The sequence below is a fragment of the Rhizobium sp. PvP014 genome, from assembly GCF_017876855.1.
Classification (GTDB): Bacteria; Pseudomonadota; Alphaproteobacteria; order Rhizobiales; family Rhizobiaceae; genus Neorhizobium; species Neorhizobium soli.
In genome coordinates this window covers 2,878,148-2,904,948 of sequence record NZ_JAGIOT010000002.1, presented here as the reverse complement: position 1 = coordinate 2,904,948, position 26,801 = coordinate 2,878,148, and the positions used below count along the sequence as shown (strand labels likewise).

The window sequence follows — 26,801 nt, the reverse complement described above, 5'->3', positions numbered from 1 at the left end:
GAGCCTATCCCGCCAGCGGAAAATCGATCCGGACTTTCAAGCCTGTGCCCCCTGAGCCATCGTGAAGCGACAGGGCAGCGCCGTGAAGGCGGGCGATCTCTTCGACGATCGGCAGTCCGAGACCGGTGCCGGATGCATCGCCGCGGCCGAGACGTCCGAACCGTTCGAGCACGGTAGCTCGCTTCTCGGGCGGAATGCCCGGGCCGTTATCCTCCACCTCGAGCCGGGCCGTCTCGCCACTCCGTTCGATGCGGACGGTGACCTCCGTGCCGGAGCCCGCATGAAGGATCGCGTTGACGATCAGGTTCTTCACCAGTTCGCCGATCAGCAGCGGCTCGACGTTGACCTCAGTTGCGCCCTCTCCTTCGAACCCGAGGTCGATGCCACGATCGGCGGCGCCCGGAACATGATCTCCCGTCAGGCCGCGGACGAGATCGGTGAGATCGAGCTTGCGGAATGCGGCCGAGCGCCCTGCCGCATCGATCTTTGCCATCAGCAGCAGTTGCGCGAGGATATGTTCGGCACCGGCGACCGCTTCATCCGCCTTGCGGACTGCGGTCTTTGCCGTGGCCAGATCGTCCGCCCGGTCCGCAAGTGCGAGCTGTGTGCGCACGATTGCGAGCGGAGTTCGGAGCTGGTGGCTGGCATTGCCGGTGAAGTGGCGCAGGGCATTCAACGCGCCTTCGAGCCGCACCATGAACGAATTGACGGTATCGACCAGGCCCTGAACCTCGTTCGGTACTCTTTCCCCGATCGGATGCAGATCGTCCGGGCTGCGTTCGGCGATCGCTTCGCTGAAGCGATAGAGGGGCCGCAGAGACAGCGTGACGGCGATCCAGACGATCACGGCGGCACCGATGATCATGAACAGGATTCGCAGCGCCGACCGGATCAGGATGGTGCGCGTCAGCTGTTCACGGGCCATGGTGGTTTCGGCGACCGTGACGACGAAGGGAACCGAGCGGATGCCGGTCGACGCGGATCTGGCAAGGACGGCGACCCGGATGGGCTCGCCCCGAAAGCTGGCGTTCTCGAACGCCACCGCCTGGCCCTCCCGACGCGCGATGGAGGGAAGGTTCTGGTAGCCGGTGATGAAGGTGCCGGGCGGCCCGTCGACGCGGTAGAAGACCCGGTCCTGCGCGGCAGAGGTCAGCATTTCCAGCGCCACATAGGGGATGTCGACCTCGAGCGCTCCGTCTTCCGCGACGATCACGCGCTCGGCGATCGCGAGAGCCGACCCCGCAAGCACGCGATCGGACACTTCATTGGCCGTATCGAGCGCCTCATCCCATGTGTCGAACATGGCGACGCCACCGATCAGCGCCGTCGAGAGAAGCAGCCACGCTAGGAGGCGGCGGCGGAGCGAATAGGCGGCTGTCGGCGTCATTCCGGAGAGGCCATTTTCTCGAGATAATAGCCAATGCCGCGCGCGGTCTTGACGGTCAGACCATAGACGGCAAGCCGCTTTCTTAGTCGGCTCACATACTGCTCGATCGCATTGGACGAGAGGTCGTCGTCGAAGCCTGTCAGCGAACGAATGATCGCCTCCTTGGAGACCACCTTTCCGGCCCGCATGAAGAGGAGTTCGAGAAGGGCCACCTCGCGCGCCGGGATATCGAGCGGCACGCCCTGGCTCGAAAAGGTTCGGGAGGTCAGATCGAAAGTGACGCCGCCATAGGTGATGACAGAGCTTCGCAGGCCCGCTTGACGGCGAAGAAGGACGCGGATGCGCGCCTCGAACTCCGGCACGTCGAACGGTTTCGTCATGTAATCGTCGGCGCCGAGATCGAGGCCTTTGACCCGCTCTTCCGGCGTGCCGCGGGCGGTGAGGATCATCACCGCCGCCCGGTTCTGGCGGGCGCGCATGGCCTTCAGAACATCGAGACCATCCATTTCGGGAAGGTTGAGGTCGAGAATAACCAGATCGTAGCTTTCGGCGGCAACCGTTGCCTCCGCCGACGTTCCGTCGGCCACGAGATCGACCACATAGCCGCTGCCGCGCAAAATCGCGGCAAGGCCCGATGCCAGCGTCTGATTGTCTTCGACAAGAAGGATACGCAAACCGTCATTTCCCCGTTCCGGCTGACTCTTATCGCCGGGACGCGGGGTTGTCACTGGACAGAGCAGCGTCTGCCGATAGCTCGCCTAGCTACGGCCGAGATAATCGGTCTTGCCGATGGGTACGCCTTTGTGGCGGAGGATCGCGTAGGCGGCGGTGAGGTGGAAATAGAAGTTGGGCAGGGCAAACCCGAGAACGTAGTCGGTGGCTGTGAATTTCATCTCGCCGGACCGGGTCTTCAGCACGACCTCGGCCTCGTCGCGACCGGACATGCTGGCGGGAACGACGGTCTTCAGGAAGGCGACCGTCTTGTCGATGCGGGCATGGAGATCGGCAAACGTGACTTCGTTATCCTCCATCGCGACGTTTTCGAGCTGGCCGACGCGCACCGGGACGAACTTGGCCGTGTCGCTGGCGCGCTGGATCTGCCCCGTCAGCGGCAGCATGTCCTCGATCAGGCGCGCTTCGAGAAGCTGGCTGTGGGGAATGCCCTTCTCGTCGGCGAAGGCTTCGGCCTTCTTCAGGATCTCGGAGAGATTGGCAAATCCACGGATAAACGCCGGGACGGAGACGTCGTATAGGGAAAGCGACATGGTTGTAACCTCAAAGGGCTGGTGGGGAAATCGCCATTCACAGGTAATAACGGCGACCGGCAATACAACAGGGGAGCGGTAAACCGCGAGCCCTGCATTCCGGACGCCAGTGATGGATTTCCAACGGCTTGCCGCAAGCGCCCGGGTCGGGCATTCTTGCCCGCAATGAAAAAGCTTCTCCTCTGTCTTTGTCTCATCGCTGCGCCGCATCTGGCCGTCGCGGAAGTGCTGATGTTTCCTGCCCTCTCGGGCAACAAGGATGCGCCTGTCCTTACCGTCTATTCGTCGCTGGACGAGCCTCTTGCCAAGCCGATGATCACAGGCTTCCAGTCGTCCAACCCAGATGTGGCGGTGTCCTACGAGGACATGCTGACGGGAGAGATCTACGACAGGATCGTGCGGGAGACCGACGCGGGCCACAAGACAGCAGATTTCGCGTTTTCGTCGGCCATGGATCTCCAGGTCAAGCTTGCCAATGACGGTTACGCCCAAGCGAGCGACCTGCCGATGAGCGGGCGATGGCCCGAGTGGGCGAACTGGCGCAATACGGTTTACGCGCTGACCTTTGAGCCGGCCGTGTTCGTCTACAACAAGCCGAGTTTCAAGAACGAGGCGCCGCCTGCCACCCGCGCCGAGTTCATCGCGTTTCTGGCGCGCCAGGGTGACCAGGCGCATGGCCGCATCGGCACCTACGATATCGAACGCTCCGGTGTCGGCTTCCTGTTCATGTCGCGCGACCAGGAACAGTTCGGGGACATCTGGTCGGTGGTGCGGGCGATGGGCGAAGCGGGCGTCAAACTCTATTCGACAAGCGGCGCCATCCTCGAGAGGGTGGCGGATGGCCGTTTCCTGATGGGTTACAATATCGTCGGATCCTACGCCGCCGACTGGGCCTCACGGAACCCGAATGTCGGGATCGTGCTGCCGAAGGATTACACGGTAGTCATGTCGCGTATCGGGCTGGTGCCGCAAGCAGCTGAACGTGCCGATCTCGGAAAGCGCTACCTCGAATTCTTCATGTCGAAGGAGGGTCAGACGATCATGGCCCGCGAACTGCAGATCCCGGCCGTCAGTCCCGAAGTGTCCGGCAACAACACCGCAACGACGATGCGCGAGATACTGGGCGGCCAATTGAAGCCGGTGCCGGTCAGTCTCGGGCTGATGGTCTATCTCGATCAGGTGAAACGGGCACGGCTGATCTCGAAATGGAACGAGGTCTTGCGCCAGCAGTGATCAATTCTGGCGATTTTGAGGCATTTACCCTTGTCAAACAGACGCAGTCAGGGAAATGTCAGGTAGATGTCAGCTTGTTATGCTGCCTTAGAACCATTCGAGACCCGTTCGGAGGCGGACTCGATCGGTGACGGGAGGAGATCAACGGACGGCACCAGTCCGCTCAAATCGATCCTACCGTTGCGCCATCAAAGATTTCGTCCAAAAGGACGTCAACGGAGGACATACCCTTGAAACATTTTCTCATCGCATCTTTCCTCGCGGGCGCAGTCGCCTTCCCGGCCGTAGCGGCTGACTATTCGGTCATGGCACCGGCAGCGCCGGGCGGCGGCTGGGACCAGACGGCCCGCACGATGCAGGTCGCCCTGCAGCAGGAGAAGATCTCCAACCGCGTCCAGGTCATGAACGTACCCGGCGCCGGCGGCACGATCGGCATCGCCCAGTTCGCCAGCCAGCAGAAGGGCAACCCGAACGCTCTGATGGTTGGCGGTTACGTCATGGTCGGCGCAATCCTCACCAACAAGTCGCCGGTAACCCTGAAAGACGTCACACCGATCGCACGCCTCACCGGCGAATACGAAGTGATCGTCGTCCCGACCTCTTCCGACATCAAGACGATGGCGGATCTCGTCACCAAGCTGAAGGCTGATCCGGGTTCCGTATCCTGGGGTGGCGGTTCGGCTGGCGGCACCGACCATATCGGCGCTGGCCTCATTGCAAAGGCTGCCGGCGTAGACCCGACCAAGATCAACTACATCGCGTTTTCCGGTGGCGGCGAAGCACTTGCCGCGATCCTGGGCAGCCAGGTGACGGCCGGCATCTCGTCCTACGGCGAGTTCGAATCGCAGATCAAGGCCGGCTCACTGCGACTGCTGGGCATTTCGTCCGACAAGAAGATAGACGGCATCGATGCCCCGACGCTGAAGGAATCCGGTCTCGACGTCGTGCTGCAGAACTGGCGCATGGTTGCCGCTGCTCCGGGCATTTCCGACGAGCAGAAGAAGACCATCACTGCCGACATCGAGAAGCTGGTAAAGTCCAAGACCTGGCAGGATAACCTGAAGACCAAGGGCTGGATGGACACCTACCTCTCCGGTCCGGCCTTCGATGAGCAGCTCGCCAAGGATATCGCTGCGACGGAAACCATCCTGAAGGACATCGGACTGGTCAAATGAGTTCTGAAAACACGACTACCGAACAGCGCCGCCCTGATTGGGCGGCGCTTGCCATTGCAGCCGTACTCGCGATCGTCGCCGCCGTCATCTTCATCGATGTGTCGCGGCTGACGAGTACGACTGGCTACTCGCCTGTCGGCCCCGCCTCCGTGCCCTACTGGATCGCTTTCGGCCTGATCGGCCTTGCCATCTGGACGGTCTTTGCGGCATTCCGTCGGGATTTCCCCGCGCGCGAACGGCAGGAATTCGGTCCCGTCGCCTGGGTTGTCGCCGGGCTTCTCGCCCAGATGATCCTGATCCGGTTCGTCGGGTTCTCGATTGCGACGGGCCTGCTTTTCGCTTTCGCCGCACGCGGCTTCGGTGCCCGTCGGCTGCATATCAGCATTCCGATCGGCATCGCGATCTGTCTCGCCATCTGGTACCTGTTTGCGGGCGTCCTGCAGCTTTCCCTTCCCGCCGGTCCGCTGGAAAACCTGCTCCTTTAACTTGGAGCCAGAGAGTTAATCCATGAGCACTTTCGAATTCCTTCTTCAGGGTCTGGCCTCTGCCGCAGAGCCGATGAACCTGTTTTACGCGCTCGTCGGCGTAACGCTCGGCACGATGGTCGGCGTGCTGCCCGGCATCGGCCCGGCAACCACCGTCGCGCTGCTTCTGCCCGTTACCTACCAGCTGGATGCGACCGGCTCGCTGATCATGTTTGCCGGCATCTATTACGGCGGCATGTACGGGGGGTCGACGACCTCGATTCTTCTCAACACGCCAGGCGAAAGCGCCTCGATCGTCACTGCGCTCGAGGGCAACAAGATGGCCCGCGCAGGACGCGGGGGGCCAGCGCTTGCAACAGCTGCGATCGGTTCCTTCGTGGCCGGCCTGATCGCCACGCTCGCGCTCGCCTTCGTTGCACCCTATATCGTCAAGCTGGCGCTGGTGTTCGGTCCGCGCGAATATTTCGCGCTGATGGTTCTCGCCTTCGTCACAGTCTCCTCGGCTTTCGGAAACTCGACGCTGCGTGGCCTGACATCTCTGTTCATCGGCCTTGCTTTGTCGCTTGTCGGCATCGATCAGCTGACCGGCCAGAACCGCCTCTCCTTCGGCGTACCTGACCTTCTCGACGGCATCGAGGTCACGACCATGGCGGTTGCCATGTTTGCGATCGGCGAGACGCTGTTTATCGCAGCCCAGGGTGCCCAGGCTCCCGACAAGGTGGAAGCGATCAAGGGCTCGGTCTGGATGACCGGCCAGGACTGGGCGCGTTCGTGGAAAGCCTGGTTGCGCGGTACCGTCATCGGCTTCCCGATCGGCGCGATGCCGGCCGGTGGTGCAGAAATCGGCACCTTCCTCTCCTATGCGACCGAAAAGCGTCTTTCCAAGCATCCTGAAGAGTTCGGCAATGGTGCGATCGAAGGTGTTGCCGGTCCGGAAGCTGCCAACAACGCATCCGCCGCCGGTACGCTCGTGCCGCTTCTGACGCTTGGTCTTCCGACGTCGGCGACCGCTGCCATCATGCTGGCCGGCTTCCAGCAATATGGCCTGCAGCCTGGCCCGCTGCTGTTTGTCACCAACCCGCAGCTGGTCTGGGGTCTGATCGCTTCGCTTCTCATCGCCAACCTGATGCTGCTGGTATTGAACCTGCCGCTGGTCGGTCTATGGGTGAAGCTGCTGACGATCCCGAAGCCTTGGCTCTATGCCGGCATTCTCGTGTTTGCGACGCTTGGCACGATCGGCGCCAATCCGTCGGTGTTCGAGCTTGGCATGCTGCTCGTCTTCGGTCTCGTCGCCTACATCATGCGCGTGTTCGATTACCCGATCGCGCCTGTGATCGTCGGCCTGATCCTTGGCCCGCTGGCCGAGCAGCAGTTGCGCCGTGCCTTGTCTATCAGCCAGGGCGACGTGACGGTGCTGTTCACCTCGCCGATCGCCGCAGGCCTGCTGCTCGTGGCAGCGGCTGCCCTGATCGTACCGCTGGTGCTGCGCATGCGCGGACGCGGCAACGTGCTGAACCAGATGGCAGCCAGCGAAGACTGAGGACCTCAGCCTTCCCCCAACGAAACAAGCCCGGTCTTCCGAAAGGAGGCCGGGCTTTCTGTTTTGAAGGGAGTGTTGTGTCAGTGCCCGAACACGGACCAGCCGGTTTCATCCGCCAGCATTTCGAGGGCGAGCGAACCGACCAGCGAATTGCCGTTCTGATTGAGACCTGGAGACCAGACGGCCATTGATGCGCGTCCCGGCGCCACGGCCATGATGCCGCCGCCGACACCACTCTTGCCGGGAAGCCCGACCCGATAAGCGAACTCGCCGGAGCCGTCATAGTGGCCGCAGGTCAGCATGAGGGCGTTGATGCGCCGTGCCCGCTGGCTTGAGACCACGGTGTGCCCGGTCATCGGGTTGCGGCCATTGGCGGCGAGGAATAGACCGGCCCGCGCCAGCTGCGTGCAAGTCATGGAGATGGCGCAGTGGTGGAAATAGACGCCGAGCACATGCTCGACCGGATGCGAGAGCTTGTTGAAAGAGCGCATGAAATTGGCAAGCGCAAAATTTCGGTAGCCGGTCGCTTCCTCGGATTTCGCAACCGACGGGTCGATCGCGATCGTTTCGTCATCCGCCAGATAGCGGACGAAGCGCAGGATCTCCCCGATCGCCTCGCGCGGCGTATGGCCAGCAAGAACGAGATCGCTGACGGCAATCGCGCCGGCATTGATGAAGGGGTTGCGGGGCTTTCCGGCCTCCTGTTCGAGCTGGACAATGGAGTTGAAGGGAGAGCCCGACGGCTCCCGACCGACCCGGTTCCAGGTGGTTTCGCCATGCTTGCCGAGTGCGAGCGTCAGCGTGAAAACCTTCGACACGCTCTGGATCGAGAAGGGTTCGGCACAATCACCAGCGCTATGGACCTTGCCGTCGACGGTGACGACCGCCATGCCAAACTTGCGTGGATCGACATGGGCAAGCTGGGGAATGTAGTCGGCCACTTTTCCCTCGCCCAGCCGGCTCTGCAGCTTGGCGTGGATCCGATCGACGATGGCCTGCAGATCGTCCGTCATTGCTCACACTCCGAGATATCGATCCTGCAACCCTGGTGTCAGATCGGCTGGGGCGCCGGTCCAGACGCTTCTGCCGTTTTCGAGGATGACGCACCGGTCGGCAACCGGCAAGAGCTCGGACAGCGTCTTGTCGACCAGGAGAATGGACAGGCCCTTCGTCTTCAACTGGCGCAGCGCCTTCCAGATATCCTGGCGGATGACAGGGGCAAGCCCTTCCGTCGCCTCGTCGAGGATCAGCAGGCGCGGATTGGTCATCAGCGCGCGTCCGATCGCCAGCATCTGCTGCTCGCCACCTGAAAGCGATCTCGCCATCTGCGCATGCCGTTCCTCCAGACGGGGAAACAGGGCATTGATCTCTGAGACGGTCCATTCACCGGGTCTTGCGGCGGCGACCAGGTTTTCATGAACGGTCAGGTTCGGGAAACAGCGGCGGCCCTCGGGGACGAGCCCCACACCCAGCCGCGCCACCTTGTAGGGGGCCAGCTTCCCGGTGTCCTTACCATCGAAGACGATGCGGCCGGTTTTCGGGCTCAAGAGATTGCAGATCGACTTGATGGTCGTGGACTTGCCCATGCCGTTGCGGCCCATCAGCGCCACGACCTCGCCTTCCGCCACCGCAAATTCGACGCCGAACAGCGCCTGGCTGCTGCCGTAGAAAGTGGCGATATCCTGGACATCGAGCAGCATCAGGCATGATCTCCGAGATACGCGGTGCGGACCGCCGGATCGCGCCTTATATCCTCGACCGTGCCGGTTGCGATGATGCGGCCGTAGACCAGAACCGAAATCCGGTCGGCCAGCGCGAAGACGGCATCCATATCGTGTTCCACAAGCAGGATCGGGGCTTCCTGGCGCAGCGTATCGAGAAAGCCTGTAAGCCGTTTCGAACCCTCCGGCCCCATTCCCGCCATCGGCTCGTCGAGAAGCAGAGCCTTCGATTGCAGGGCCAGCGCCATGGCGATCTCCAGCTGGCGGCGCTCGCCGTGGGAAAGCTCGGCCGCCGGCAGGCGTGCCCGGTCGGAGAGGCCGACGCGCTCGAGGATCGCCATTGCAGGATCGATCAGCGATCTGTCGCGCATGACAGGTCGGAAGAAGCCGAAACTCGACCCTTGCCTTGCCTGCACCGCCAGCATGACATTTCTCAGCGCCGAAAATTCCGGCGCCAGCGATGACACTTGAAACGTGCGACCGAGCCCGCGGCGGGCTCGGGCGGCAGCGCTCAGTGCGCCGATGTCTTGGCCTGCCAGGCGGATCGTGCCGCTGTCCTGCCTAAGCGTGCCGCAGATCTGGTGGATCAGGGTCGATTTGCCCGCACCATTCGGGCCGATCAATGCGTGGATTTCGCCGGGCTTCAGGTCGAGCGTGATGCCGTCGGTGGCACGAAGTGCTCCAAAGCTTTTGACGAGATTGTCTATCTGCAGGACCGGCTCAACCATGTCTCGTCTTTCCGGCAAGCAGGCCCAGCAATCCGCCGCGGGCAAAGAGCACCACGCCGAGAAGGATGAGACCGAGGAAGAACTGCCAGCGCTCGGTAAGGCCGCCCAGCGCGAACTCGAAGGCCACATAAAGCGCTGCACCGGCGAGCGGCCCGAAAAGCCTGCCGGTGCCGCCGAGAATGATCAGCACGATGAGTTCGCCCGACATGTGCCAGGCGAGCATGGACGGGCTGACGAAGCGGTTGAGATCTGCGTAGAGCGCGCCGGCAAGGGCCGTGATCATGGCCGAGATGACGAAGCCCGCGAGCCGGATCCGGTAGGGGTCAATGCCGAGGGCGGCGACGCGGATCTCGTTCTGGCGCGTGGCAACCAGCGCCGCACCGAACCGCGACGCACGGATCAGCGCGAAAAGGCCGATGCCGGCCAGCAGAACGGCATATGCGACGAAGAAGAAATTGAGCGGGCGCATCGTGTTGGTGCCCGGAAACTGGTTGCGCACCGCGATCGAAAGCCCATCCTCGCCACCGTAAGCCGGCCAGGATATCGCGAAGTAATAGACCATCTGCGCGAAGGCGAGCGTGATCATGATGAAATAGACGCCTGACGTTCGCAGGCTGAGCGCGCCGATGGCGAGCGCCACCAGACCGGCTGCGATGACCGCGACCAGCCAGATGATCGGCATCTGCGCCGTGCCCGAGAGATCGAACAGAAGCGGTTCGCCTGATAGCGCGTGGCTTGCAAGAATGCCGGCCGCATAGCCTCCGATGCCGAAAAAGGCTGCGTGGCCGAACGACACCATGCCGCCGAGGCCGAGCGCAAGATTGAGGCCGAGCGCTGCCAGCGCCAGAATGGCGATCCGGGTCGCAAGGGTTATGTAGAACAGCTGGCCGAGCGCGCTCGCGATCAAGGGGACAGCGAGCAGCAGCACAGCCAGCGTGAGATTGACTGCGTTTTCGCGGGTCAGCACCATCGTTGAACGGCTTTCATGCATGGGCTGGCGGAAACAGGCCGCGAGGTTTTACCGACAGGATGACCGCCATGACCACGTAGATCAGCATGGATGCCGCAGCGCCGCCGATCATGCCCGCCTGGGACGGGTCCATGAACAGGGTCAACAGTTGCGGCAGAAGAAGCCGGCCGAGCGTATCGGTGATGCCGACGAGCAGTGCGCCAACGAGCGCACCCTTGATCGACCCGATGCCGCCGATGACGATCACCACGAAGGCGAGGATGAGGACCGGTTCGCCCATGCCGACCTGGACCGATTGCAGCGGGCCGACGATTGCGCCGGCAAGCCCGGCCAGAGCCGAGCCCAGTGCAAAGACCAGCGTATAGAGCGTGCGGATATCGACGCCGAGCGCGCCGATCATCTCGCGGTCGCTTTCGCCGGCCCGGATGCGCATGCCGAGCCGGGTCTTGCCTATCAGCAGGTAAAGGCCGAGCGCCACCAAGGCACCGACGGCGATGATCGCCAGGCGGTAGACGGGATAGGTTGCATCGCCCGGCAGAGCGACCGCGCCCTGCAGCAACGGCGGAATATCGAGATAAAGCGGGAAGGAGCCGAACAGCCAGCGGGTGCCCTCGGAAAAGATCAGGATCAGCGCGAATGTCGCCAGAACCTGATCGAGATGGTCACGGTCATAGAGCCTGCGGATGACCACGAGCTCGACGATGGCACCGGCTGCCGCCGCACAGGCGAGGCTGGCGACGAGGCCGAGCCAGAACGACCCGGTCAATGCTGCAACGGCTGCGCAGGCGAAGGCGCCGACCATATAGAGCGAGCCGTGGGCGAGATTGATCAGGCCCATGACGCCGAAGATCAGCGTCAGCCCGGCAGACATGAGAAACAACATGACGCCGAGCTGGATGCCGTTCAGCAGCTGCTCGAGAGCAAGCGAGATGGTCACATGCTTCCCTTAGATCTTGCAGTCTTTGGCGTAGGCATCGCCATGATCGGCAAAGATCTTCTCGACCGTCTTGTTGGTCAAAACGCCGTCCTTCTTCACCACTTCCGTCAGGTAGATATCCTGGATCGGATGCTGGTTGGTGTTGAACTTGAACTTTCCACGCGGCGACTGGATGTCGGCTTTCAGAAGTTCGGCGCGGAAAGCCTCGGTATCCTTGACGTCTGCCTTGGCGGCGGCCGACGCGATGAGCTGACCGGCATCATAGGCCTGGAGCGCATAGATCGAGGGCAGGCGATTGTATTCCGCCTTGAAGTCGGTAACAAATTTGCGGCTGACGTCGGTATCGAAATCCGGAGCCCACTGCCCCGATGCCTTGGCGCCAAGCGCCGCATCGCCGATGGCCGGCAACACATCCTGGCTGAAGGAGAAGCCCGGGCCCATGACCGGGATCTTCACACCCGACTGGGCAAACTGCTTCATGAAGGAAATGCCCATGCCGCCCGGCAGGAAGACGAAGATGCCGTCTGCACCCGATGCCCGCATCTGGGCGATTTCGGCAGCGTAATCGGTCTGGCCAACCTTCGTATAGACTTCGCCCGCCAGTTCGCCCTTGTAATAGCGCTTGAAGCCGGTCAGCGAATCCTTGCCGGCCGGATAGTTCGGCGCCAGGATGAACATCTTCTTGTAGGACTTGTTGGCATATTCGCCGACAGCTTCGTGAAGATTGTCGTTCTGATAGGCCGCGTTGAAATAGAGCTTGTTGCAGCCGGCACCGGCGAGCGCTGCGGGTGCGGCATTGGTCGAGACGTAGAACTTGTCCTGCGCGACCGCGCCTGGCACGACGGCCATCAAAAGGTTCGACCAGACGATGCCGGTGAGCAGGTCGACATTGTCGCTCTGGATCATCTTGTCGGCGATCTGGACGGCGAGTTCCGGCTTCTGCGCATCATCTTCGGTGACGACGGTGATATCCTTGTTGCCGGACTGCTTGATCGCCAGCATGAAGCCATCGCGCGTATCGACGCCGAGGCCTGCACCGCCGCCTGACAGAGTGGTGATCATGCCGATCTTGAGCGGTTCGGCGATCGCCAGACCGGATGCGCCGAGGCTGAGTGCCATCGTGGCGGCGACCAGGATTTTCTTCATCGTCATTCTCCCCTTTTTTATCCCCTGCTCCGCCAATCCATCGATGGCGGTGAAACCGTTACCTTCCACATTCGCCGGCAAACTTCCACCGCGTGCAAGCGCAAAAAGCATCACAAAGCAAACTATGCCGACGAGGAGAAGTCTTCGAACAGCAGCGCAGGCTTTCCAGCGACATCGGGGGCGGGTTATGACGCTTGTCGGATCGAACAGGAGACAATCACATGCGCCACGGGATCATCGACTGGGACGACGCCTATGCCAATGGCCCGAACATTCCAAAGGGCGATCGTTGGCCTGCCGCATGGGTGGAACCGGCAAGACTGTACCGCGAAACGCTCGTGGCCGAGGGCCGTGCAAAGCTCGGCATTGCCTATGGTGACAAGCCGCGCAACCGGTTCGATCTCTTCCTTCCCGCCGGAAAGCCGGAAGGCCTTGTCGTCTATGTCCATGGCGGCTTCTGGATCGCACTCGACAATAGCTACTGGTCGCATTTCGCCCATGGCTCGCTGGAAAGCGGATATGCGGTGGCACTGCCGGCCTACACGCTTGCGCCGGAAAACCGGATCGCTGAAATCACCCGCGAGATCGGCCAGGCCATCACGGCCGCAGCAGATCTGGTGGACGGGCCGATACGGCTTGCCGGGCATTCGGTGGGCGGGCATCTGGTGACGCGGATGATCACCACCACGTCGCCACTCGCAGAGACCGTCCGAGACCGCATCGTCAACACGGTGTCGATCTCAGGCGTGCATGACCTTCGCCCGATCATGAAGACGAAGATGAACGAGAAGCAGCGGATCGATCCTGACGAGGCGCAGCGCGAAAGCCCGGCCTTGCTGGAACCCCTGCCGAACACGCGCCTCACCTGCTGGGTGGGTGGCAACGAGCGCTCGGAATTCCTTCGACAGAACGCACTGCTCGCCAATATCTGGAAGGGTCTGGGGGCCGAGACCGAAGCCGTCGAGGAGCCGGACAGAAACCATTTCACGGTTCTGTACGGGCTATCCGATCCTAACCATCCGCTGACGAGGGCGCTTCTGTCCTAGCGTTTCGTCGCTAGAGAGACGCGGCGCCGCGGGCGGCCTGATCGTAATGGCCGGACAGGGCGCGAAGGCGGGCTGCGACATCCGACAGGGAGTCTGCAGACACTTCGGTCGCCAGCACGGATTTGACGAGCAGGCTTTCACGCATCGCCTTGTAGCGGGCACAGGCGGCAGCGCCCGCTTCCGTCACCATGACCAGCTTTTCCTTGCCGCGTCTGCCGGACTTGATCAGCTTCAGCCGTTCCAGCTTTTTGAGCGCGTAGGTCACGACGTGGGTGTCTTCGATATTGAGGACGAGCGCGATATCGGCCAGCGTCTTCGGTTTGTTGCGGCTGTTGACGTTGTGGAGGACGAGAATGTCGACGGTCGAAAGGTCGGGCACTCCGGATGCCGCCATGCAGCGCACCATCCAGCGGCTGAACGCATGATTGAGCATGGTGAGGCCGAACTCGATTTCGGACAGAGCCGGCAGCGCGCCGCTTGCCAGGTGCTCCGAAGAAACGATCGGGCCAACAGTGTCTATCGGTTCGGACATGAGCTTCTCCGGAATGAGAGGGCGCCGCGGCACGATTGCCACGGCGCTTCCGAAATCACATCTTCTTGTAGGCGTCCAGAATGGCGGCGCCATCTGCGCCGGCTTTCTTGGACCAATCCTCGGTCAGCTTGGCGCCGATTGCGGAAAGGCCGGTCTTCAGTTCGGCGCTTGGTTCCAGAACCTGCATGCCGTTCTTCTTCAGCGTTTCCATGTAGGACGCCGTCTTTTCGGCGGCCATCGACCAGCCGCGGGTTTCTGCAGCCGCAGCCGCATCCGTCACGGCTTTCTGCGTGGCGGCGTCGAGGGCTGCGAACGCAGCCTTGTTGACGAAGATGACGTTCTTCGGGATCCAGGCCTGGGTGTCATAATAGTGGGTCAGCGATTCCCAGATCTTGCTGTCGACGCCCGTGGCGCTGGAGGTCATCAAGCCATCGACGACACTGGTTGCCAGAGCCTGCGGCAGTTCGGCGGCCTGGACGGTGACCGGCTGGGCGCCGACCATTTCAGCAATCCGCGACGTGCCGACATTATACGCGCGCCATTTCAGACCTTTCAGGTCGGCAACGCTGTTGACGTCCTTCTTGGTAAAGACGCCCTGCGGCGGCCATGGCGTGGTGTAGAGAAGTTTCAGACCCTGCTTGTCGAGCGCCTGTTCGATAGCGGGCTTCGACGCTGTGTAAAGCTTCTTGGACTGTTCGAAGCTGGTGGCCAGGAACGGCACGACGTCGATCCCGAAGACCGGGTTTTCGTTTTCGTGCAGCGACAGCAGCACTTCGCCCGCCTGCGCCTGGCCGGTCTGGACCGCGCGCTTGATATCGGGGGCCTTGAAGAGGGAGGCATTCGGATGAACGGTGATCTTCAGCTCACCCTTAGTGGCCGCATCGATGTCCTTGGCGAACTGGTTGAGGTTCTCGACATGGTAGTTGGTCGGTGGATAGGCGGACGGCAGGACCCAGTTGGCTGCGAAAGACGATGCTGTGGACGCGAGGAGCGCGGCTGCGGCAATGCCGAGGCGGGCGAGTTTTCCAGTGACCTTCATTTTCAGTTCCCTCTTTGTGATTAACCCGGGAATGCCATTTTCGGCAGAACCATCACGATTTCCGGGAAAACCGTAATGATGGCGACGGTCGCCACAAGCAGGAAAAAGAATGGCAGCGAGGCTTTTGCCACCGTGAGGCTATCGCGCCCGCTCATCGTCTGCAGGACGAAGAGATTGAACCCGACCGGGGGCGAGACCTCCGCCATCTCGACGATCAGCACCAGGAAGATGCCGAACCAGACGAGGTCGAAGCCGGCCTGCTCAATCATCGGCAGAACGACAACCGTCGTGAGGACGATCATCGAAAGACCATCCAGTGCCGCACCGAGCAGAATATACATGATCGTCAGCACGGCGATCAGCGCGTAAGGGCTAAGGTTGAAGCTATCGACCCAGGCAGCCAGCGCGTTTGGAATTCCGGTATATCCCATGGCGATCGACATAAAGCCGGCACCCGTCAGGATCAGCATGATCATGCAGGTGAGACGCGTCGCGCCCATGACGCTGTCCCAGAAGGATTTCCAGCTGAGCGTTTTCGACCAGGCGGCAATGGCGAGCGAGCCGGCCACACCCCAGGCCGCACATTCCGTCGCCGTTGCCCAGCCGAGCAACAGCGTTGCGAAGACGAGGATGATCAGGAGGCTGACCGGAATGAGGTTCGCCGATTCCTTGAGTTTCTCCTTAAAGCTCATCTTCGGCGGCGCAGGCGGCTGCTTGTCGGGGTTGAGCAGCGACCAAATGGCGATATAGCCGCAATAGAGGACCATCACGATCAGGCTCGGCAGGAAGCCGGCGAGGAAGATCTGGATGATAGAGACGTTGGCGGCGACCGCATAGACGACCATGGTGATCGACGGCGGAATGAGAATGCCGAGCGTGCCGGCACCGGCCAGCGAGCCGAGGCTGACCATTTCGTCATAGCCGCGCTTCTTCAATTCCGGCAGGGCGATTTTGGCAATCATTGCCGTGGTTGCAGCCGAGGAACCGGAGATCGAGCCGAACAGGCCGCATCCGAGAACGTTGACATGCATGAGCCTGCCCGGCAGCCAGCCAAGCCAGGGTGCCAAACCCCGGAACATCTCTTCGGACAGCTTTGTCCTGAACAGGATTTCGCCCATCCAGACAAACAGCGGCAGCGCCGCCAGCGACCAGGACGCGCCGTTGCTCCATGAGTTGGTGGCCAGCACCGCCCCAAACGGGATGCCCGGCACGAAAAGCATGGCAATCAGGCCGCAGATGAGCAGTGAGAAGCCGATCCAGACTCCGGCGGCAAGAAGCGCCAGCAGCGCGACGAGGACGACGCCGGCGATTTCAACGAGTTCAATCGTTCCCATGCTTCAGGCCCCGCTCTGCATTGCGCGTTCGATCACTTCTTCGGCGGTTTCGGCAGGCGGCTTTTCATAGCGCGGCGCCCCACCGAAAAGCACGTGCAGAAGCTCGTCCGTCATGGCGACAGCGAGGATGATCAGGCCGCCGGAAAAACCCATCTGCGGGATCCAAAGCGGCATGGCGATCACCCCCTGGGCGAGATCGTTGAACCGCCACGAGGTGACGTTCATGTCGAAAGCGTACCAGGCGAAATAGAGGGCAGCGGCGGACCCAACCAGCAGGGCAAAAATCTCGACCATCTGGCGGGTACGGCCGGTGAACCTTTCTACCAGCAAGCCGACGCGGATCATTTCGCCGGAGCGGAATGTATGGGCGAGACCGAGGAAGGCAGACGCCGCCATTGCCCAGGATGCGAAATCGTCGCCGGCCGGAACGTCTATCCCAAGCGGGCGACCTGCGGAAAGCGCGAGCATGATGAGGAAGATCGCGATCAGGAAAAGCCCGGCCAGCCAGCCGGACACGAGGTACAAACCGTCCAACCCTTTACGGAGCCATTCGGGGAAGATGCTGTGGCGTGGATCAACGGTGGACACAGTTTGCCCTCCGCACAAGAATGCGTAGATCGCTCATATGGCTTCCCCTCGGTTGCCTCTGCGGCGCGGCTCTTCTGGCCACTTTGCCTGTTATAAAGGCATGATGCCGTACTGGGCATTTTCCTGTCAATCGATCATTGACGTTTTATCGACGAAATGTTCTCGTGGCCTCAAATCGATCGTTACGGGGGCATTGCATGGCGCAGGACAAGTGGGACTTCTGGATCGACCGCGGCGGTACATTTACCGATATCGTTGGGCGCAAGCCGGATGGGACACTTGTGGCCCACAAGGTCCTTTCGGAAAATCCCGAAGCCTATCGCGATGCCGCGGTGCAGGGCATTCGCGAGTTGCTGCAGGTCGAAGCCGGGCAGCCGATACCCGCCGAACTGGTCGGCGCCGTAAAGATGGGAACGACCGTCGCTACCAACGCGCTGCTGGAGCGCAAGGGCGAGCGGACGCTGCTCGTGACCACACGCGGCTTCAAAGATGCGCTGGCGATCGGTTATCAGGCCCGAACCGACATCTTTGCCAAGAAGATCGTGAAGCCCGAACTGCTCTACACGGCGGTCGTGGAAGTCGACGAACGCGTGCGTGCCGACGGAGAAGTCGAGGCGGAGCCGGACGAGGCGACGGTGCGCGCGGACCTTCAGGCGCAGTTCGATGCGGGCTACCGTGCGATCGCTATCGTCTTTATGCATGCCTATCGTTATCCGGCTCATGAACAGCTCGTTGCAACGATCGGCCGTGAGATCGGCTTTGCTCAGGTCTCGGTCAGCCATGAGGTTTCGCCACTGATCAAGCTGGTCGGCCGCGGCGACACGACCGTCGTTGACGCCTATCTCTCACCGATCCTGCGCCGTTACGTCGATCAGGTGGCGAGCGAGCTTGGCACGGATGCGGAGACTGCCGGTTCTGAGGGACCCCAGCTGATGTTCATGCAGTCGTCTGGGGGCCTTACCGCGGCACGACTGTTTCAGGGCAAGGACGCAATCCTGTCAGGCCCGGCCGGCGGCGTCGTTGGCGCGGTCGAAACCTCGCGACTTGCCGGGTTCGACAGAATGGTCGGCTTCGACATGGGCGGCACATCCACCGATGTCTCTCACTATGACGGAGAGCTTGAACGCTCGTTCGAGACCGAAGTCGCAGGCGTGCGGATGCGCGCGCCGATGATGTCGATCCACACGGTCGCAGCCGGCGGCGGCTCTATCCTGCATTTCGAAAACGGCCGGTTCCGCGTCGGCCCGGATTCCGCCGGCGCCAATCCTGGCCCGAAAGCCTATCGCCGTGGCGGCCCGCTCACCGTCACCGATGCGAACGTCATGCTCGGCAAGCTTTCCCCGGAACTCTTCCCTAGGATTTTCGGGCCCAACCGCGACGAGCCGCTGGATGCGGCCGCCGTGCGAAAAGCCTTCGAAGAGATGGCGACGGTGGTCGGCGATGGCCGAACGCCGGAACAGGTGGCGGATGGTTTCCTTGCCATCGCGGTCGAGAACATGGCCAATGCCGTCAAGAAGATCAGCGTTCAGCGCGGTTACGACGTCACGCATTATGCGCTGACCTGCTTTGGTGGCGCCGGCGGTCAGCATGCCTGCCTGACGGCGGACGCGCTCGGGATCTCGACGGTCCTGATCCATCCGTTTTCCGGCATTCTGTCTGCCTACGGGATGGGTCTCGCCGATATCCGCGCTACCCGCCAGCGTACGGTCTCGCGGCCGCTTGCCGAAGCACTGGCATCGCTTGACCCGGTTCGCGACGAACTGTCGACAAGCGTGCTTGCGGAAATGGGCTCGCAGGGCGTGGATCGAGCGCAGACAGAGGTGCTGCACCGTGCTCATCTTCGCTATCAGGGAACGGATACGACCCTCTCGGTCGCAGTGACAGATGCCGCCGAGATGACGGCCGCGTTCGAGACTGTCCACCGGAAACAGTTCGGCTTTATCTTCGAGAACCGCGAAATCATCTTCGAGGCCTACGAGGTCGAGGCGATCGGCGGTGGTGCCGATGCATCGGAGCCCGAGTTTGCGCTGGACGAAGCAGCTCCAACGGCTGCGGAGCACACGCGGTTCTATTCCACCGGCGCATGGCGCGAGGCACCTGTCTATCGCCGCGCCGACATCAATCCCGGTGCGCGCGCGAGCGGTCCCTGCCTGATCGTCGAGCCGCACCAGACCATCGTGATCGAGGACGGCTGGGCTTTCGAAGTGACCCGGCTCAACCACGTCGTCCTGAAGCGTATCGTCACGCTCTCGCGTGCCAAGGCTGTCGGCACCCAGGCCGATCCCGTTCTGCTCGAGGTCTTCAACAACCTGTTCATGTCGATTGCCGAGCAGATGGGCGTGACGCTGCAGAACACGGCGTCGTCCGTCAACATCAAGGAACGGCTGGATTTCTCCTGCGCCGTGTTCGACGAGAACGGCGCGCTGGTCGCCAATGCGCCGCATATGCCAGTCCATCTCGGATCGATGGATCGCTCCGTCGAAAGCATCATTGCGCAGAACCAGGGCAAGATCCGTCCCGGCGACGTCTTCGCGTTGAACGCGCCCTACAATGGCGGAACGCATCTGCCCGATATTACCGTGGTGACACCGGTGTTCGATGACGCGGGTGAGAAAATCCTGTTCTACGTCGCGTCGCGCGGTCACCATGCCGATGTCGGCGGCACAGCGCCGGGATCGATGACGCCGCTGGCGACGACCGTCGACGAGGAGGGCGTGCTGTTCGACAACGTGCTTCTGGTCGACCGCGGCCGGTTCGACGAGGCGGGCATCACCAACCTCCTGTCCGACCATCCCTACCCGGCCCGCAACGTTGCACAGAACGTCGCGGACCTCAGGGCGCAGATCGCGGCCAACGAAAAGGGCGTTTACGAAATGCGTCGGATGATCGCGCAGTTCGGGCTCGATGTCGTGCAGGCCTATATGGGCCACGTCCAGGACAATGCGGAAGAAAGCGTCCGCCGCGTTCTGGAAAAGCTCGGTGATGCGGAGTTTTCCTACGCGACCGACCAGGGCAGCACGATCAAGGTCAAGATCACCATCGACAGGCAAAAGCGCGAGGCGACGGTCGATTTTACCGGCACCAGCGAGCAGAAAAAGAACAATTTCAACGCGCCCGAGCCTGTGACGCGCGCAGCTGTTCTTTACGTGTTCCGCGTGATGGTGGAGAGCTCGATCCCGATGAATGCCGGGTGCCTGAAGCCGATCCGCATCATCGTGCCAGATGGTTCGATGCTCAAGCCGCAATATCCGGCAGCGGTCGTTGCCGGAAATGTGGAAACGTCGCAGCACGTGACGAATGCGCTGTTCGGTGCACTGGGTGCGATCGCGGCAAGCCAGGGGACGATGAACAACCTGACCTTTGGCAACGCCACCTACCAGTATTACGAGACGCTGTGCTCCGGTTCGCCGGCCGGCCGGTTCAACGACGGTAGCGGCTTTGCCGGCACCGACGCTGTCCATGTGCACATGACCAACTCGCGTCTCACCGATCCGGAAATCCTGGAGACCCGGTATCCGGTGCTGCTGGAAGATTTCCACATCCGCGACAAGTCCGGCGGACAGGGTCAGTTTGCGGCCGGCGACGGCACAAAGCGGACGATCCGGTTTCTCGAAACGATGGACTGCGCCATCCTCTCCTCGCATCGGACGCTCCACCCGCACGGCCTTGACGGCGGCGGAGAGGGCGAACTCGGGATGACCACCGTGCGCAGGCTCGACGGCTCGATCGAGACACTTCAGGGCTGCGCCCAGACGGTGATTGAGGCGGGCGAAGCGGTGACCGTGACCACGCCGACGGCTGGGGGCTATGGCAAAACGGCGTGATCTGCCGTAACCGGAGATCATGACCAGACAGGTTGCGATCATAGGCGGTGGGCCGGCGGGACTGATGGCGGCGGAGCATCTTTCCGCCGCAGGATTTTCGGTGACCGTTTACGAGGCGATGCCGACCTTCGGGCGGAAGTTTCTGCTGGCCGGAAAATCCGGGCTCAATATCACCCATGCGGAGGATTTTGGCCGGTTTTCCGGTCGTTTCGGCTCGTCTTCGTCGCGGATGCAACCGGCGCTTGACGCGTTCACGCCATCGGATGTTCGCGCCTGGGCACAGGAGCTCGGAACGGAAACATTCGTCGGAACGTCGGGCCGGGTTTTTCCGGTTGCCATGAAAGCATCGCCACTGCTGCGGGGGTGGCTTGCCCGACTGGGCAATCGGGGCGTGGTGCTGAAGACCCGCCATCGCTGGACGGGGTTCGAAGGCGGCGGTTACCGATTTGAAACTGTTGATGGCGACCTTCTCATCCGCCCGGATGCGGTCATTCTGGCGGTTGGTGGCGCAAGCTGGCCACGGCTGGGTTCGGATGCGGCCTGGGTGCCGTGGCTGAAGGCCGAGGGGATTGCGGTAACGGAGTTCCAGGCGGCCAATTGCGGCTTCGACGTTGCGTGGAGCGACGTGTTCGTCGAGCGTTTTGCCGGGGCACCGCTCAAATCCGTCTCGACGCGATCGGATGCGGGCACCTATCAGGGCGAGTTCGTGATTTCGAAACACGGGATCGAAGGCAGCCTTGTCTATGCGCATTCGGCAGTCCTGCGTGAGCTGATCAACAGGGATGGAAAGGCGGCTCTTGATGTCGACCTCGTGCCGGGCCGCAGCTTTGAGCGTCTCGTGCGCGACCTCTCGCGGCAGGATGCGAAAGCGAGCTTTTCCAACCGGCTGCGCAAGGGTGCAGGCCTCGACGGTGTCAAGGCGGCCTTGCTGCGCGAGCTGATACCGGATGTGAACCGGATGCCGCCGGAGGATCTGGCGCGGGCGATCAAGGCGCTGCCGATCCCGCTGCTGCGTCCTCGCCCGATTGCGGAAGCGATCTCCTCGGCCGGTGGCATCGCCTGGGACGAGCTCGATAGCGGCTTCATGCTGGAGCGGCGTCCGGGTCTGTTCGCGGCCGGCGAAATGCTGGACTGGGAAGCGCCGACCGGCGGCTATCTTTTGACTGCCTGCTTTGCCACGGGTCTTGCCGCAGCGCGCGGCGTTGAAGCCTATCTCAAGACAGAGTGACTGCTGCTGCGTTCACCATCGGCCCGCGACAGGATAGACTGGCCGGGACTCAAACAGACGACGGTCCATGTTTTTCATTTCCAAGCTGATCTGGCTGCTCGCGCAGCCGCTTTCCATCGCCTTCCTGCTTTCGGCGCTTGCCGCTCTCTTCGCGTTTTTCGGCCTGCGGAAGCTTTCCGGCATCTCGGCACTTCTGAGTGCGCTCACCCTGTTCGTCACGCTCTATACGACGGCGGGCGCATTGGCGCTGCAGTCTCTCGAGGCTCGCTACGCCAAGCCGGCAACCGATCCTGCCGACCTCTCCTGCATGATCATTCTCGGCGGCGCCTTCGAGAGCGAGGTGACGGCGGCGCGGGGTGGCATCGAATTCAACCAGGCGGCGGACCGCTTTATCGAAGCGGGTCGGCTGGCGCTGCAATTTCCGCAGTCGCGCATCCTGATTTCCGGCGGCGACGGGTCGTTCAGCGGCGTCTATGAAGGCGAAGCGCAAGCGTCCGAACGCTTCTTCACAGCCTTCGGCATAGCACCGGACCGGGTAGTGAAGGAAAACACGTCGCGCACCACCTACGAGAATACGCAGAATACGGCCGACATCCTGAAACAGCAGGGTTTCAGCGATTGCGCGCTGATCACCTCGGCCTTCCACATGCCCCGTTCCGTCGCCCTGTTTCAGAAGGCGGGCATTCAGGTTCGCCCGTGGCCGACCGACTTTCGCACCAGCGGCATCTTAGCCGCCAAGCTCGATTTTACCCAGCCGGCGCTCAATGCGCAGCTGACGGCGACGGCTGCACGGGAGTGGATGGCCGTTCTCGGCTATAGGTTCGCGGGCCGTATCGACAGCATCAAGGCGCCCTGATCCCTAAAGGGGCCGTGATTACTGTTTCGAGATCGTCACGAAACGGCCGCCGCGGACGCGGACCCTCATGACGCAGGGCGCGGCATCGGTGCGCTCGCAGAACCGCGGATGCATCTGCAGCATGAACACCATGTTGCCGAAATACTGGACGAAATCGTAGCCATAGATCTGGGCGGTGGCGATCATGATATAGCCGCCCTCCTTCGCCTGGACGTAGAAGTTCTGCGGGCAGCCATCTGCATTGCATTTGGGGCCGCGAACGCCGTCGCACGTCAGGTCGCTGTGATCGGTGACGACGTCCGTTATGCCATCATTGTTGATGTCGAAACGTTTGACGAAGCCCGGACCGAACTCGACTTTTCCGCAGGTTTTCTGGAAATGGCTCTTTTCCGTGACTTCCGGATCGCTGAACAGTTTCTGCTGGGCTGACGCGAAGGTCGGCAGCAGGACGAGAGCGACCAGAAGTATCAAGACCTTATTCACCGCACCTACCCATATTCTCAAATCATCTGTTCATGACATCATCGGACCTGACCGGAGATGCCGTTGCCGTTGTTAGCGTGATCATCTAGAGCAATGCACTTGCGCGACGCTGGAGAATGGAATGTCCCTGCTGATGATCCTCGATTATGCCGGCATCGCGGTGTTTGCCGCAACCGGTGCGCTTGCGGCATCAAGAAAGGAGCTCGATCTCATCGGGTTTTTGTTCTTTGCAGCCGTGACCGGGCTCGGCGGCGGCACGGTGCGTGACATCATTCTTGGCCGTACCCCGGTCTTCTGGGTTCTCGACCCGACCTATATCCTGATCTGCGTCGTAACCGGCGTTCTCGTCTACCTGACGGCACACCGGGTCGAATGGCGCTATCGCCTGCTGATCTGGCTCGATGCGGTGGGCCTTGCCGCTTACACCGTGCTGGGTGCGGCCAAGGGCCTGGCCGCGACCGGATCACCCACGATCGCGATCATCACCGGCGCGCTGACGGCGGCATTCGGCGGGATCCTGCGCGATCTTCTCGCAAACGAGCCTTCCGTGCTGCTGCGCTCGGAAATCTATATCACGGCCGCGATCGCCGGCGCGGGCGCGTTCACGGCGGCACAAGCGCTCGGTTTTCCGCAATATGTCAGTTCAGGCTTCGGGGTATGTGTCGCCTTCGCCTTGCGGGGCGGCGCGATCCATTACGGCTGGACGCTGCCACGCTACAAGTCGCGGCCGGGGCGACCGGCAGACGAGGCGATCAAGGGCAAGGCCAAGGATTAGCCGCGCTTTTCGCGCAGCCGGATGATGACGTCGACATGGGCGATTTCCATGCCCTCGGGCGCATCCGGGAGATTGCCGATTTCCAGATTGCTGATCGGGATATCCAAAACCTCGTTGCGCCCTTCGACAAAGAAGTGATGGTGATCGGAAATATTGGTGTCGAAATAGGTGCGTGCGCTCTCCACCGCGAGAACGCGGATGAGGCCTGCCTCGGTAAACTGGTGGAGGGTATTATAGACGGTGGCGAGCGAGACCGGCACGCCGGCTTCCGTGGCTTCCGCGTGCAGTTCCTCGACCGTCAGATGCCGATCACCCTTTGCAAACAACAGATCCGCCAACGCGACACGCTGCCTCGTCGGTCGAAGGCCGCAATGGCGCAATCTAATCTCGATGTTCGGCATGGCATCCGCCATATGTGCTTCGGCTCCAACCGTTTTGTCACACGGGATCTAATCTGATTTCCGATATAACTTTTAAGATGAATTCTTTCAATAGTGTCCCTTAATACGTCCTTCCGCGGTCGGCAAAAACGCTAATTTTCGGTGTTTTACCACTGGTTTGCGCTCTCCGCTTCCTATATGCGGACCTGAATGCGATGCTTCCGCAGCTGCAGTCTTCCCCAGACAGCACCTGTGTTGTCATGGCAAGACTTCAATTTCGGCCCATATTGCTCTAAAGCTTGGGAAACAAAAGCTTCAAACGGGGGGAAACGGAAATTCATGTCCACCAGACAGTCCAGCTTCAGCTACGAAGAAATCCTCTCTTGCGCCCACGGTGATCTGTTTGGTCCCGGCAATGCGCAGCTGCCGTTGCCGCCCATGCTGATGGTCCACCGGATCACGGAGATCTCGGAAACCGGCGGCGCCTTCGACAAGGGTTACATCCGCGCTGAATACGACGTGCGTCCGGACGACTGGTATTTCCCCTGCCATTTCGAAGGCAACCCGATCATGCCGGGCTGCCTTGGCCTTGACGGCATGTGGCAGCTGACCGGCTTCTTCCTGGGCTGGCTGGGTGAACCCGGCCGCGGCATGGCGCTTTCGACCGGCGAAGTGAAGTTCAAGGGCATGATCCGCCCGGACACCAAGCTTCTGGAATATGGCATCGACTTCAAGCGCGTCATGAGGGGTCGCCTCGTGCTGGGCACCGCCGACGGCTGGCTGAAGGCCGATGGCGAGACCATCTATCAGGCGACGGACCTCCGCGTGGGTCTGTCCAAGGAAAAGACCGCCTGAACTGCTTGAAAAGCGCAGCTGTCGAAAACAACAAAGGTTTGATGAAATGAGACGGGTAGTTGTCACTGGGCTCGGTATCGTGTCCTCGATCGGTAACGACGCAGCCGAAGTCACCGAGTCCCTGCGGCAGGCAAAGTCCGGTATTTCTTTCTCGCCGGATTTCGCCGAGCACGGCTTCAAGTGCCAGGTCTGGGGCAAGCCCAACATCGATACGACGGAACTCGTCGATCGCCGCGCCATGCGCTTCCTCTCCCAGGGCGGAGCGTGGAACCATGTGGCGATGAAGCAGGCGCTGGCCGATTCCGGACTTGAGGAAAAGGATTACAGCGAGAACGAGCGCACCGGCATCATCATGGGTTCGGGCGGTCCTTCCACCCGCACCCTGATCGAAGCGGCCGAGACGACGATCAAGAACAACAGCCCGAAGCGGATCGGTCCGTTTGCCGTGCCGAAGGCGATGTCTTCGACAGCGTCGGCAACGCTTGCGACCTGGTTCAAGATCCACGGCGTCAACTACTCGATCTCGTCGGCCTGCTCGACGTCTGCGCATTGCATCGGCAATGCCGCTGAGATGATCCAGTGGGGCAAGCAGGACGTGATGTTCGCCGGCGGCCACGAGGACCTCGACTGGACCATGTCGAACCTGTTCGACGCGATGGGCGCCATGTCCTCCAAGTACAACGACCAGCCTGCAACGGCTTCGCGCGCCTATGACGCCGACCGCGACGGTTTCGTCATCGCCGGCGGTGCAGGCGTTCTCGTGCTTGAAGAACTGGAGCATGCCAAGGCGCGCGGCGCCAAGATCTATGCGGAACTCACCGGCTACGGCGCAACATCCGATGGCTACGACATGGTCGCACCATCAGGCGAAGGCGCAATCCGCTGCATGCGTCAGGCGCTTGCCAACGTGGAAGGTGAGGTCGACTACATCAACACCCACGGCACCTCGACACCGGTTGGCGATTCCAAGGAAATTGGCGCCATCCGCGAAGTGTTCAAGGACAAGATCCCGCACATCCAGTCGACCAAGTCTCTGACCGGCCACTCGCTCGGCGGTGCCGGAGTGCAGGAATCCATCTACGGCCTTCTGATGATGCAGGAACGCTTTATCGGTGAAAGCGCGCACATCCAGACGCTGGATCCGGAATTTGACGGCGTACCGATCGTTCGCAAGCGGATCGACAATGCCAAGATCGACACTGTGCTCTCCAACTCCTTCGGCTTCGGCGGCACCAACGCTACGCTCGTCTTCCAGCGTCATAACGGATAATTTG

General features: G+C 61.7%; 26 protein-coding genes. 11 read left to right on the top strand and 15 right to left on the bottom strand.

From position 1 onward, the window contains the following. Positions 1 to 4: 4 nt before the first annotated feature. The 3 genes from J3A65_RS18530 to J3A65_RS18520 form a co-directional block, all read right to left on the bottom strand. Entirely contained in the window at positions 5 to 1,387 is a 1,383-nt protein-coding gene (locus J3A65_RS18530; protein WP_209902724.1) for a sensor histidine kinase, read from the bottom strand. Then, positions 1,384 to 2,061: a response regulator transcription factor gene (locus tag J3A65_RS18525; RefSeq protein ID WP_062454226.1), complete on the bottom strand. Its 678-nt coding sequence runs from the start codon at positions 2,059 to 2,061 to the stop codon at positions 1,384 to 1,386. The genes J3A65_RS18530 and J3A65_RS18525 overlap by 4 nt, the downstream gene beginning before the upstream one ends. Before the next feature lie 84 nt (positions 2,062 to 2,145). After that, complete coding sequence (locus tag J3A65_RS18520) at positions 2,146 to 2,652, bottom strand: DUF1993 domain-containing protein (protein WP_113109267.1); 507 nt, start codon at positions 2,650 to 2,652, stop codon at positions 2,146 to 2,148. A 165-nt stretch (positions 2,653 to 2,817) separates the two neighbouring features. Between J3A65_RS18520 and J3A65_RS18515 the strand changes: the two genes are divergently transcribed. The 4 genes from J3A65_RS18515 (at position 2,818) to J3A65_RS18500 (ending at position 7,085) form a co-directional block, all read left to right on the top strand. Next, the gene (locus J3A65_RS18515) at positions 2,818 to 3,885 is read left to right on the top strand and encodes an ABC transporter substrate-binding protein (protein WP_209902722.1); all 1,068 of its coding nucleotides are present in this window, start codon (positions 2,818 to 2,820) and stop codon (positions 3,883 to 3,885) included. A gap of 230 nt (positions 3,886 to 4,115) precedes the next feature. Then, a complete protein-coding gene (locus J3A65_RS18510; RefSeq protein ID WP_062454229.1) occupies positions 4,116 to 5,060 on the top strand; it encodes a tripartite tricarboxylate transporter substrate binding protein in 945 nt (314 codons plus the stop codon). Next, a complete protein-coding gene (locus J3A65_RS18505; RefSeq protein WP_062454230.1) occupies positions 5,057 to 5,545 on the top strand; it encodes a tripartite tricarboxylate transporter TctB family protein in 489 nt (162 codons plus the stop codon). Before J3A65_RS18510 ends, J3A65_RS18505 begins: the two co-directional genes overlap by 4 nt. A 22-nt stretch (positions 5,546 to 5,567) precedes the next feature. Then, positions 5,568 to 7,085, top strand: a complete 1,518-nt coding sequence (locus tag J3A65_RS18500) for a tripartite tricarboxylate transporter permease (protein ID WP_209902720.1) — start codon at positions 5,568 to 5,570, stop codon at positions 7,083 to 7,085. An 80-nt stretch (positions 7,086 to 7,165) separates the two neighbouring features. On the opposite strand, the gene J3A65_RS18495 is transcribed toward J3A65_RS18500, so the two are convergent. From J3A65_RS18495 to J3A65_RS18470, 6 genes are read right to left on the bottom strand one after another with little or no spacing between them, the layout of a single operon-like run. Then, positions 7,166 to 8,098 carry a glutaminase gene (locus J3A65_RS18495; RefSeq protein ID WP_062578522.1) on the bottom strand — a complete coding sequence of 311 codons (933 nt, stop codon included), beginning with the start codon at positions 8,096 to 8,098 and terminating at the stop codon, positions 7,166 to 7,168. 3 nt (positions 8,099 to 8,101) lie between these two features. Beyond that, on the bottom strand, positions 8,102 to 8,788 hold the full coding sequence (locus tag J3A65_RS18490; RefSeq protein WP_209903613.1) for an ABC transporter ATP-binding protein: 687 nt from the start codon (positions 8,786 to 8,788) through the stop codon (positions 8,102 to 8,104). Further along, on the bottom strand, positions 8,785 to 9,534 hold the full coding sequence (locus J3A65_RS18485) for an ABC transporter ATP-binding protein (RefSeq protein ID WP_209902717.1): 750 nt from the start codon (positions 9,532 to 9,534) through the stop codon (positions 8,785 to 8,787). Before J3A65_RS18485 ends, J3A65_RS18490 begins: the two co-directional genes overlap by 4 nt. Beyond that, positions 9,527 to 10,498 carry a branched-chain amino acid ABC transporter permease gene (locus J3A65_RS18480; RefSeq protein ID WP_209903611.1) on the bottom strand — a complete coding sequence of 324 codons (972 nt, stop codon included), beginning with the start codon at positions 10,496 to 10,498 and terminating at the stop codon, positions 9,527 to 9,529. Before J3A65_RS18480 ends, J3A65_RS18485 begins: the two co-directional genes overlap by 8 nt. Before the next feature lie 19 nt (positions 10,499 to 10,517). Beyond that, a complete protein-coding gene (locus J3A65_RS18475; RefSeq protein ID WP_209902715.1) occupies positions 10,518 to 11,441 on the bottom strand; it encodes a branched-chain amino acid ABC transporter permease in 924 nt (307 codons plus the stop codon). Between the two features lie 9 nt (positions 11,442 to 11,450). Then, positions 11,451 to 12,587: an ABC transporter substrate-binding protein gene (locus J3A65_RS18470; protein ID WP_209902713.1), complete on the bottom strand. Its 1,137-nt coding sequence runs from the start codon at positions 12,585 to 12,587 to the stop codon at positions 11,451 to 11,453. A 221-nt stretch (positions 12,588 to 12,808) separates the two neighbouring features. Here J3A65_RS18470 and J3A65_RS18465 point away from each other — a divergent pair, with 221 nt between their 5' ends. Further along, on the top strand, positions 12,809 to 13,633 hold the full coding sequence (locus tag J3A65_RS18465) for an alpha/beta hydrolase (RefSeq protein ID WP_209902711.1): 825 nt from the start codon (positions 12,809 to 12,811) through the stop codon (positions 13,631 to 13,633). A gap of 10 nt (positions 13,634 to 13,643) precedes the next feature. Here J3A65_RS18465 and J3A65_RS18460 read toward each other — a convergent pair whose 3' ends face one another. From J3A65_RS18460 to J3A65_RS18445, 4 genes are read right to left on the bottom strand one after another with little or no spacing between them, the layout of a single operon-like run. Further along, positions 13,644 to 14,165, bottom strand: coding sequence for a winged helix DNA-binding protein (locus J3A65_RS18460; protein WP_062454239.1), 522 nt, complete (start codon positions 14,163 to 14,165; stop codon positions 13,644 to 13,646). Between the two features lie 55 nt (positions 14,166 to 14,220). After that, on the bottom strand, positions 14,221 to 15,204 hold the full coding sequence (locus tag J3A65_RS18455; RefSeq protein WP_092664043.1) for a TRAP transporter substrate-binding protein: 984 nt from the start codon (positions 15,202 to 15,204) through the stop codon (positions 14,221 to 14,223). Between the two features lie 20 nt (positions 15,205 to 15,224). Next, positions 15,225 to 16,538, bottom strand: coding sequence for a TRAP transporter large permease subunit (locus J3A65_RS18450; RefSeq protein WP_209902709.1), 1,314 nt, complete (start codon positions 16,536 to 16,538; stop codon positions 15,225 to 15,227). Between the two features lie 3 nt (positions 16,539 to 16,541). Next, on the bottom strand, positions 16,542 to 17,126 hold the full coding sequence (locus J3A65_RS18445) for a TRAP transporter small permease (protein WP_209902707.1): 585 nt from the start codon (positions 17,124 to 17,126) through the stop codon (positions 16,542 to 16,544). A 197-nt stretch (positions 17,127 to 17,323) separates the two neighbouring features. Between J3A65_RS18445 and J3A65_RS18440 the strand changes: the two genes are divergently transcribed. The 3 genes from J3A65_RS18440 to J3A65_RS18430 all read left to right on the top strand — a co-directional run bounded on the left by J3A65_RS18440 (position 17,324) and on the right by J3A65_RS18430 (position 23,034). Continuing rightward, positions 17,324 to 20,950 (top strand): hydantoinase B/oxoprolinase family protein, encoded by a 3,627-nt coding sequence (locus tag J3A65_RS18440; protein ID WP_209902705.1) that lies wholly within the window; start codon positions 17,324 to 17,326, stop codon positions 20,948 to 20,950. A gap of 16 nt (positions 20,951 to 20,966) precedes the next feature. Next, complete coding sequence (locus tag J3A65_RS18435; protein ID WP_209903609.1) at positions 20,967 to 22,178, top strand: TIGR03862 family flavoprotein; 1,212 nt, start codon at positions 20,967 to 20,969, stop codon at positions 22,176 to 22,178. A gap of 67 nt (positions 22,179 to 22,245) precedes the next feature. Further along, on the top strand, positions 22,246 to 23,034 hold the full coding sequence (locus J3A65_RS18430; protein WP_209902703.1) for a YdcF family protein: 789 nt from the start codon (positions 22,246 to 22,248) through the stop codon (positions 23,032 to 23,034). Positions 23,035 to 23,052: 18 nt separating this feature from the next. Here the strand turns inward: J3A65_RS18430 and J3A65_RS18425 are convergent, their stop codons facing one another. Beyond that, a complete protein-coding gene (locus J3A65_RS18425; RefSeq protein ID WP_092664052.1) occupies positions 23,053 to 23,517 on the bottom strand; it encodes a hypothetical protein in 465 nt (154 codons plus the stop codon). Between the two features lie 121 nt (positions 23,518 to 23,638). Here J3A65_RS18425 and J3A65_RS18420 point away from each other — a divergent pair, with 121 nt between their 5' ends. Then, the gene (locus tag J3A65_RS18420) at positions 23,639 to 24,292 is read left to right on the top strand and encodes a trimeric intracellular cation channel family protein (RefSeq protein ID WP_062578498.1); all 654 of its coding nucleotides are present in this window, start codon (positions 23,639 to 23,641) and stop codon (positions 24,290 to 24,292) included. On the opposite strand, the gene irrA is transcribed toward J3A65_RS18420, so the two are convergent. Beyond that, positions 24,289 to 24,705, bottom strand: coding sequence for an iron response transcriptional regulator IrrA (gene irrA, locus J3A65_RS18415; protein WP_062454247.1), 417 nt, complete (start codon positions 24,703 to 24,705; stop codon positions 24,289 to 24,291). The two genes, J3A65_RS18420 and irrA, sit on opposite strands and share 4 nt — an antisense overlap. 306 nt (positions 24,706 to 25,011) lie before the next feature. Between irrA and fabA the strand changes: the two genes are divergently transcribed. Continuing rightward, the gene (gene fabA, locus J3A65_RS18410) at positions 25,012 to 25,527 is read left to right on the top strand and encodes a 3-hydroxyacyl-[acyl-carrier-protein] dehydratase FabA (RefSeq protein ID WP_062454248.1); all 516 of its coding nucleotides are present in this window, start codon (positions 25,012 to 25,014) and stop codon (positions 25,525 to 25,527) included. Positions 25,528 to 25,573: 46 nt separating this feature from the next. Further along, on the top strand, positions 25,574 to 26,797 hold the full coding sequence (gene fabB / locus J3A65_RS18405; RefSeq protein ID WP_062454249.1) for a beta-ketoacyl-ACP synthase I: 1,224 nt from the start codon (positions 25,574 to 25,576) through the stop codon (positions 26,795 to 26,797). Positions 26,798 to 26,801: the final 4 nt, after the last annotated feature.

Bases quoted from the DNA above. Each gene is read 5' to 3' on its own strand.
- J3A65_RS18530 (WP_209902724.1), bottom strand. From the start codon at position 1,387: ATGACGCCGACAGCCGCCTATTCGCTCCGCCGCCGCCTCCTAGCGTGG.
- J3A65_RS18520 (WP_113109267.1), bottom strand. From the start codon at position 2,652: ATGTCGCTTTCCCTATACGACGTCTCCGTCCCGGCGTTTATCCGTGGA.
- J3A65_RS18515 (WP_209902722.1), top strand. From the start codon at position 2,818: ATGAAAAAGCTTCTCCTCTGTCTTTGTCTCATCGCTGCGCCGCATCTG.
- J3A65_RS18505 (WP_062454230.1), top strand. From the start codon at position 5,057: ATGAGTTCTGAAAACACGACTACCGAACAGCGCCGCCCTGATTGGGCG.
- J3A65_RS18500 (WP_209902720.1), top strand. From the start codon at position 5,568: ATGAGCACTTTCGAATTCCTTCTTCAGGGTCTGGCCTCTGCCGCAGAG.
- J3A65_RS18495 (WP_062578522.1), bottom strand. From the start codon at position 8,098: ATGACGGACGATCTGCAGGCCATCGTCGATCGGATCCACGCCAAGCTG.
- J3A65_RS18485 (WP_209902717.1), bottom strand. From the start codon at position 9,534: ATGGTTGAGCCGGTCCTGCAGATAGACAATCTCGTCAAAAGCTTTGGA.
- J3A65_RS18470 (WP_209902713.1), bottom strand. From the start codon at position 12,587: ATGAAGAAAATCCTGGTCGCCGCCACGATGGCACTCAGCCTCGGCGCA.
- J3A65_RS18465 (WP_209902711.1), top strand. From the start codon at position 12,809: ATGCGCCACGGGATCATCGACTGGGACGACGCCTATGCCAATGGCCCG.
- J3A65_RS18460 (WP_062454239.1), bottom strand. From the start codon at position 14,165: ATGTCCGAACCGATAGACACTGTTGGCCCGATCGTTTCTTCGGAGCAC.
- J3A65_RS18455 (WP_092664043.1), bottom strand. From the start codon at position 15,204: ATGAAGGTCACTGGAAAACTCGCCCGCCTCGGCATTGCCGCAGCCGCG.
- J3A65_RS18450 (WP_209902709.1), bottom strand. From the start codon at position 16,538: ATGGGAACGATTGAACTCGTTGAAATCGCCGGCGTCGTCCTCGTCGCG.
- J3A65_RS18440 (WP_209902705.1), top strand. From the start codon at position 17,324: ATGGCGCAGGACAAGTGGGACTTCTGGATCGACCGCGGCGGTACATTT.
- J3A65_RS18430 (WP_209902703.1), top strand. From the start codon at position 22,246: ATGTTTTTCATTTCCAAGCTGATCTGGCTGCTCGCGCAGCCGCTTTCC.
- J3A65_RS18420 (WP_062578498.1), top strand. From the start codon at position 23,639: ATGTCCCTGCTGATGATCCTCGATTATGCCGGCATCGCGGTGTTTGCC.
- irrA (WP_062454247.1), bottom strand. From the start codon at position 24,705: ATGGCGGATGCCATGCCGAACATCGAGATTAGATTGCGCCATTGCGGC.
- fabA (WP_062454248.1), top strand. From the start codon at position 25,012: ATGTCCACCAGACAGTCCAGCTTCAGCTACGAAGAAATCCTCTCTTGC.
- fabB (WP_062454249.1), top strand. From the start codon at position 25,574: ATGAGACGGGTAGTTGTCACTGGGCTCGGTATCGTGTCCTCGATCGGT.